This is a genomic window from Anoxybacillus sp. LAT27, from assembly GCF_022030075.1.
Lineage (GTDB): Bacteria > Bacillota > Bacilli > Bacillales > Anoxybacillaceae > Anoxybacillus > Anoxybacillus kestanbolensis.
Genome location: NZ_JAIWYK010000269.1, coordinates 1 through 238, shown reverse-complemented (window position 1 = coordinate 238; position 238 = coordinate 1). Strand labels below are relative to the sequence as shown.

At 66.8% G+C, this 238-nt stretch carries 1 protein-coding gene; it reads left to right on the top strand.

Annotated features, from left to right (window positions below):
- Positions 1-220 (top strand): ribonuclease HII (locus LD028_RS09410; RefSeq protein ID WP_237811662.1); only part of this gene is annotated, 220 nt, incomplete at its 5' end.
- Between the last annotated feature and the right edge of the window lie 18 nt (positions 221-238).

Genomic DNA, 238 nt, shown 5'->3' with positions numbered 1-238 from the left:
CATCGGCGGGGACGGCAAGAGCGTCTCCATCGCCGCCGCCTCGGTCGTCGCCAAGGTGACGCGCGACCGGCTGATGGCGGAATACGCCGTACAGTATCCCCAATACGGCTTTGACAAAAATGCCGGCTACGGGACGGCGGAACACCTGGCCGCCCTTCAGCGGTACGGCCCGTCGCCGATTCACCGGCGGACGTTTACAGGGGTGAAGGAGCGGGCCTGAGAAGCGTTCCCGTCCGGG